The following is a 4,159-nucleotide window of genomic DNA, read 5'->3' as shown; positions in this document are numbered from 1 at the left end:
CACGTAATTCGGGGGTGATGATTTCGTCGGCATCGAGGAAAAAAATGTACTCGCTTCGGACATGCGTCAGCAGGCGGTTGCGTTGCACCGCAAAGCCTTGCCAATCCTCGCTGGTGAATGTGTGAGCGCCCAGGCTGCGGGCGATCTCCAAGGTGTTGTCGGTGCTGCCACTGTCGAGCACGATGATGTCGTCTGCAAACGCTGCGCTTTCGATGCAAGGGCCGATAAGCCGAGCCTCATTTTTTGTCAGGATGCCGATGGTCAGGCGGGGTGGGTTGGGCGTGGCTTGCATCATGATCAGCCCTTGGGGGATGTGGGTGGGGCGTCTGTTTTCAAAATACCTTGAGCTGTCCAGGCTTTGCCCGCGCGGCGCACCGACTTCATGTAGCGCTTGTTGTTCGCAGCAATCACGGGGTCTGCGTAGCCGCGTGAGTGCTCGATGTGCAGCAGTGGGGCGGTGTAGCGGTTGTGTCTGCCGATGACGCCTGCGTTGTTCAGGCGCACACCCATTTCCACATCTTCAGCACCGTATTTCATGGATTCGTCAAAACCATTGACCTGCAGCAAGTCGCTGCGCCAGCCACCGCTGTTGCAGCCATTCCAGACTTTCTTGACTGGCGAGATGCGCTCCAGAAAATCCGCTACCGCCAGTGGCAGACTGGCGGTTTTCAGCCAAGACCCTATTCGGCGTATACAGCCGTGTGCCTTCAGCCAGTCAAGCTGAAAAATGGTTTGCGTGGTGATCAACCCGTCGTTGAGCAGTTCATTGACTTGCAAGGGCATGCGGATCAGGCTGCCGCTGACGAATTGACCCGGGTGGCGCAGGTCAAAGTGCCTCTGGATGTAGCCAGGGGAGGCCACACAGTCGCCGTCAATGAAAATCACGTAGTCTGCCTCGGAAGAAGCGATGGCTTTGTTCAGGATTTCATTCTTGGCGAAGCCGTAGTCCGGGTGCCAGATGTGGCGAAATCGGGCTTCGCCCCAATGCTGAAGCCAGCGGTCCACCACGGCTTGGGTCTCAGGCCCGGAGCCGTCGTCTGCTACGCACACCGTAAAAGCCTGGGTGCTTTGCCCGGCCAAGCCCAGCAAGGCAAAGTGCAAGGCCTGGGGGTTGTTGTAGGTGGTGACGATGACTTCGGTGGAGATCATGCCGTTTGATCAGTGGTGGTGCCCCACCACCTCCCCGGCTTTCAGTTTGTAAACCGTGCCGCAATAAGGGCACTTGGCTTTGCCATTTTTGGCCACATCCAAATACACCTTGGGGTGGCTGTTCCAGATCTTCATGTCGGCTTTGGGGCTGGGACAAAACACACCGCCTTGGGGGTTCAGGTCGGTGGCCAGCAGTTCAACAGTCGCGTTGCTCATGGTTCAAACCTTGGTCAGCCAATGGGCGTACTTGGGGTTGCGGCCATTGACGATGTCAAAAAAGGCGGTCTGGATTTTTTCGGTGATCGGGCCGCGGCTGCCTACGTAATCGCCCTTGCCCAACTCAATGCGGTCGAGTTCGCGAATCGGGGTCACTTCGGCAGCCGTGCCGGTGAAGAAAGCTTCGTCGGCAATGTAGACCTCGTCGCGGGTGATGCGCTTTTGCACGATCTCAAGGCCCAAGTCTTTGGCGATGTGGAACACCGTGTTGCGGGTGATACCGTTCAGGGCCCCGGCTGACAAGTCGGGCGTGTAGATCACGCCGTTTTTCACCACAAAGATGTTTTCGCCCGCGCCTTCAGACACAAAACCTGAAGTGTCGAGCAACAAGGCTTCGTCGTAACCTTCGTCGGTCACTTCCATGTTGGCCAAGATCGAGTTGGTGTAGTTGCTCACCGCTTTGGCCTGCGTCATGGTGATGTTGACGTGGTGGCGGGTGTAACTGGAGGTTTTGACGCGGATGCCGCGCTTCAAGCCTTCTTCACCCAAGTACGCACCCCAAGTCCAGGCCGCGACCATCAAATGGATGGTGTTGCCCTTGGGGCTGACGCCCAGTTTTTTGTCGCCAATCCAAGTCAGGGGGCGGATGTAACCCGACTCCAAGTTGTTCTCACGCACCACGGCACGTTGGGCTTCGTTGACCTGGTCTTGTGTGAAGGGAATGGCCATGCGCAAGATTTTGGCGCTGTTGAACAGGCGCTCGGTGTGCTCGGCCATGCGGAAGATGGCGGTGCCTTGCTCTGTTTTGTAGGCGCGCACGCCCTCAAAAGCGCCGCAGCCGTAGTGCAGGGTGTGGCTCAGCACATGGATCTTGGCATCACGCCAATCGACCATCTGGCCGTCCATCCAGATTTTGCCGTCACGGTCTGACATGGAGGGGATGACAACGCTCATGAAAGTGTCCTTAGAAGAAGGGGTGCATTAAACAGTGCAAAACGAGATTTTAAGGGTTTGGCTGCTCGGGGCGCTGCAGCGCCCATTCGGTGAGCTTGCCGCCCACAAAGGTGCAGGTGACGCTTGATTGGCCCGTGTCAGTCCAGCGGTACACCTCGGGTTGGGCGTCTTTGTCGCTTTCTAGCTTGCCCAAGGCGCGGGTCATGGCGACCACATGCATCAAGGTGGCGCCTTTTCTCAGCTTGGCGTTGAGCATCACCGCGCTGGCCACATGGCCAATGGGGCGATCGGCCGCTTTTTTGAGGATCGTGAGCAGGCGCGTGAAGTGCAGCAACACCCACATGACGATGCCGCCTACAGCCAGAGCGATGCCCGGCCAGCCAAAGGCTTGCCAAGCCCCAAAAGTCAAGATGGCGATGGCGGTGAGGGTCAGGATGCGGGTGAAATTCATGGGGGCAGATTGTGCCTTGGCCGGGCGTGGGGCGGGAATCAGCTTTCTTTTTTCAGGGCCAGTGCCAGGTCGTACAAGGTGTTTTTGGACTCGCCCGAAATCTCGGCCGCCAGTTTGACCGCTGTTTTGAGGGGCAATTCGGGCAGCAGCAGCTGCAACACGCGCAAGCCTTCGCCCGTGGCGTCATCCACCGGCGCGTCGTGCAGCACCAGCACAAACTCGCCCCGCAGGCGTTCGGGCTTTTCGGCCAGCCAGGCGCTCAGCTCTTGTGCGGGCAGGGTCTCGATTTGCTCAAACTGCTTGGTCAGCTCGCGCCCCAGCGAGACGCGGCGCTGGCCCAGCACGGCCAAGGCTTGGGCCAGGGCTTCGATGCGGTGCGGCGCCTCCAGCAGCACCACGGCGCGGCTTTCTTGGGCCAGCTTTTGCACGGCCAATTGGCGTTCGGTGGCTTTGCTGGACAAAAACCCGGCAAAGACAAAGCCGCTGTCACCGGTCATGCCTGATGCGCTCAGGGCTGTGGTCACGCTGCTGGCCCCTGGCAAGGGCATGACGCGGTAACCTGCTTGGCGCACGGCGGCGACCAGCCGCGCCCCCGGGTCGCTGATGGCAGGGGTGCCCGCATCGCTCACATAGGCCACGCGTTGGCCTTGCGCCAAGCGCTCGAGCACGCTGTGGGCGGCTTCGGCTTCGTTGTGTTGGTGCACCGCCAGCAGTTGGTTGCCCGGGCGGTCCAGCCCATAGGCGCGGAGTAACTGCTGGGTGTGGCGGGTGTCTTCGCAGGCCACCACGTCCACCTTGGACAGCACATGCAAGGCACGCAGGCTGATGTCGGCCAGGTTGCCAATCGGGGTGGCCACGACATACAGTGTGCTGGACGGGTGGTTTTGTGCACCAGCGGCTTCGTGCGCAGCAGCCAAGGCGTTGGCAAACGAGGCAGACAAGGGAGACGGAGTCAATGCAATTCCTCAAAAAAGACAAAGTGGGTCAGCCCTCGACCAAAGCCCGGGGCGATGCGGGCGAAGACGAGGCGCTGGCCTTTTTGCAAGCACGCGGCTTGCGGCTGTTGCAGCGCAATTATCGGACCCCGGGGCGAGGCGGGGGCGAAATTGACCTGATCATGCAAAGCTCGGACGGCACGGTGGTGTTCGTCGAGGTGCGAAAACGCAGCCGCAGTGATTTTGGGGGCGCGGCCGCCACTGTTGGCCATGTCAAACAACGGCGCATTGTGTTTGCGGCCCGGCATTACCTGCTGAGCTGGCGTCAGTTGCCACCCGCCCGCTTTGATGTGGTGACGCTGGAGGGCCAAGGGCCTCAGTGGCTGCAGGCGGCTTTTGACGCCAGCTATTGATCCGGTATCCCGCAGGGCGGTGGCTTTAGCCCCGACATTGC

Annotated in this window: 7 protein-coding genes; 1 reads left to right on the top strand and 6 read right to left on the bottom strand. The window is 60.0% G+C overall.

The window, feature by feature from the left end; genetic code table 11:
* The 6 genes from Q0341_RS12765 to rsmI all read right to left on the bottom strand — a co-directional run.
* On the bottom strand, window positions 1-295 hold a 295-nt coding region (locus tag Q0341_RS12765), incomplete at its 3' end, for a glycosyltransferase family 2 protein (protein ID WP_299513964.1).
* A 2-nt stretch (window positions 296-297) separates the two neighbouring features.
* On the bottom strand, window positions 298-1,149 hold the full coding sequence (locus tag Q0341_RS12760; protein ID WP_299513961.1) for a glycosyltransferase: 852 nt from the start codon (window positions 1,147-1,149) through the stop codon (window positions 298-300).
* Between the two features lie 9 nt (window positions 1,150-1,158).
* On the bottom strand, window positions 1,159-1,365 hold the full coding sequence (locus tag Q0341_RS12755) for a zinc-finger domain-containing protein (RefSeq protein ID WP_299513958.1): 207 nt from the start codon (window positions 1,363-1,365) through the stop codon (window positions 1,159-1,161).
* A gap of 3 nt (window positions 1,366-1,368) precedes the next feature.
* Window positions 1,369-2,319, bottom strand: coding sequence for a branched-chain amino acid transaminase (locus Q0341_RS12750; protein ID WP_299513956.1), 951 nt, complete (start codon window positions 2,317-2,319; stop codon window positions 1,369-1,371).
* 49 nt (window positions 2,320-2,368) lie between these two features.
* Window positions 2,369-2,770 carry a glycerate kinase gene (locus Q0341_RS12745; protein WP_299513954.1) on the bottom strand — a complete coding sequence of 134 codons (402 nt, stop codon included), beginning with the start codon at window positions 2,768-2,770 and terminating at the stop codon, window positions 2,369-2,371.
* Window positions 2,771-2,808: 38 nt separating this feature from the next.
* Window positions 2,809-3,711 carry a 16S rRNA (cytidine(1402)-2'-O)-methyltransferase gene (rsmI, locus tag Q0341_RS12740; RefSeq protein ID WP_299513967.1) on the bottom strand — a complete coding sequence of 301 codons (903 nt, stop codon included), beginning with the start codon at window positions 3,709-3,711 and terminating at the stop codon, window positions 2,809-2,811.
* A 14-nt stretch (window positions 3,712-3,725) separates the two neighbouring features.
* Here rsmI and Q0341_RS12735 point away from each other — a divergent pair, with 14 nt between their 5' ends.
* Window positions 3,726-4,118, top strand: coding sequence for a YraN family protein (locus Q0341_RS12735; RefSeq protein WP_299513952.1), 393 nt, complete (start codon window positions 3,726-3,728; stop codon window positions 4,116-4,118).
* Window positions 4,119-4,159: the final 41 nt, after the last annotated feature.

The organism is uncultured Limnohabitans sp. (genome assembly GCF_937889215.1).
In the GTDB taxonomy this organism is placed as follows: domain Bacteria; phylum Pseudomonadota; class Gammaproteobacteria; order Burkholderiales; family Burkholderiaceae_C; genus Limnohabitans_A.
This window is presented reverse-complemented; position numbering and strand designations above follow the sequence as displayed.

Excerpts from the sequence above, each read along its gene's own strand:
- Q0341_RS12760 (WP_299513961.1), bottom strand. The coding sequence starts at position 1,149 with ATGATCTCCACCGAAGTCATCGTCACCACCTACAACAACCCCCAGGCC.
- Q0341_RS12735 (WP_299513952.1), top strand. The coding sequence starts at position 3,726 with ATGCAATTCCTCAAAAAAGACAAAGTGGGTCAGCCCTCGACCAAAGCC.
- Q0341_RS12745 (WP_299513954.1), bottom strand. The coding sequence starts at position 2,770 with ATGAATTTCACCCGCATCCTGACCCTCACCGCCATCGCCATCTTGACT.
- Q0341_RS12750 (WP_299513956.1), bottom strand. The coding sequence starts at position 2,319 with ATGAGCGTTGTCATCCCCTCCATGTCAGACCGTGACGGCAAAATCTGG.
- Q0341_RS12755 (WP_299513958.1), bottom strand. The coding sequence starts at position 1,365 with ATGAGCAACGCGACTGTTGAACTGCTGGCCACCGACCTGAACCCCCAA.